This is a genomic window from Micromonospora sp. NPDC047620, from assembly GCF_043205005.1.
Classification (GTDB): domain Bacteria; phylum Actinomycetota; class Actinomycetes; order Mycobacteriales; family Micromonosporaceae; genus Micromonospora.
Genome location: NZ_JBIDDG010000130.1, coordinates 1 through 1292, shown reverse-complemented (window position 1 = coordinate 1292; position 1292 = coordinate 1). Strand labels below are relative to the sequence as shown.

Sequence of the window (1292 nt, the reverse complement as noted above, 5' to 3'; positions counted from 1 at the left end):
ACGTGTTCGGCGGCGGCCAGATCGCCCAGTCGCATCGGACCGCTGCGCACCAGGGTGCCCAGTGCCGCCGCCGAACCGGGGCTCAGCGAACCCAGATCGCCGGAGCGCCGCAGGAGCCGGGTGATCCTGCCGAGCGCGAAATACAGATCCGCCGCCTCGGCAAGTTCCTCCGCGCTGCGTGCGCGCTCCTGCTGGATCATGGGCGTTGTCGCTCCTACGCGTGTGCTGGGACCGTCGGCAGCCGCACCGTCGGCGATATCCGATTCAGTAAGTATGCCCTCCCGCTCGATCCCGACGCGTTCGGCCTGCTCATCGGCGGCGCCGAGGGTTTCCTCGGCCGACCCGGCCTCGTTCCGCGTGGCGGTTGCACACCGTTCCCGCACGACAGGCTGCCCGGCCGGATCGACGGCGGATGTTCCGGGCCCGGTGTCCCAGGCCTGGAGAGTCGAAAATGCCTCGGGCACAGGGTATCTTGGACTTGAATAATGGGTTAACGGACTCAGGACGGCGATGAACACAGCGGCAAACGAACTCCGCGCGCAACACAGCGCTTCGACCACTCGAACCCCCGAGTGGGACGCCCGCGCTCGAGCTGAGCTCGCGATGTAACGTCGATCGCCGTTTCACCGCCTGGAGACGCGATCGCCGTCGCTTGCGATGACGACGCGACTCGGGTGATCACGCCTTTCCGACTGCTTTGCACTGGTTGTCGGCATCGCAGTCTGCAACAGCACTGATATCGAAGCCGGAACGCTGGGCTCCGTAGCCGAATTCTGTCTGCGGCGGTTCAGGTTCCGGCCGCGCGTCACCTGTGTGAACCCCCTCGACAATGCGAGCGGCGGGTAGTCCGAGCATGTAAAAAACGCCCCTGGGTCGAAGGGCGGCTTTCGGCACGGCTACAACGCTGCTCTCTTACCGGAAGTTGGCACGACCGATGAGAATCGATCGCATTACCGCAGCTTCACAGCCGATGGCGAGTCCGTCGAAGCCCGGCATTTCGCCGATACGACGTCGGCTCTTTCTTTTCTTGTTTCTCTCGGTGCTGGCCGTCCTCGCACCGCCTGGCATGATCGGAATGGCGCGGGCGCAACCCGGTACCGATACCGGAGACGACAGTTCGTCCGTGGATGCCGTCAGTTGGATGCAGATACACGATTCCACCGGGGCCCCGCTGGCGAACTATCAATTCGCCGCGAAAGACCCCGGAATACTGCATCCCGGCCCCACCGTGTTGTGGTCGGCTGTCGGGTTCGAACTGATCCTGTACGTCGTCATCTTGACGACCGCCATAT

Annotated in this window: 1 protein-coding gene and 1 pseudogene; one reads left to right on the top strand and one right to left on the bottom strand. The window is 64.2% G+C overall.

Annotated features, from left to right (window positions below; genetic code table 11):
- Positions 1 to 464 (bottom strand): annotated as a pseudogene (locus tag ACGF5C_RS34690) (hypothetical protein); the annotation flags it as partial.
- A gap of 470 nt (positions 465 to 934) precedes the next feature.
- Between ACGF5C_RS34690 and ACGF5C_RS34685 the strand changes: the two are divergent.
- Positions 935 to 1292 (top strand): hypothetical protein (locus ACGF5C_RS34685; RefSeq protein ID WP_393308635.1); only part of this gene is annotated, 358 nt, incomplete at its 3' end.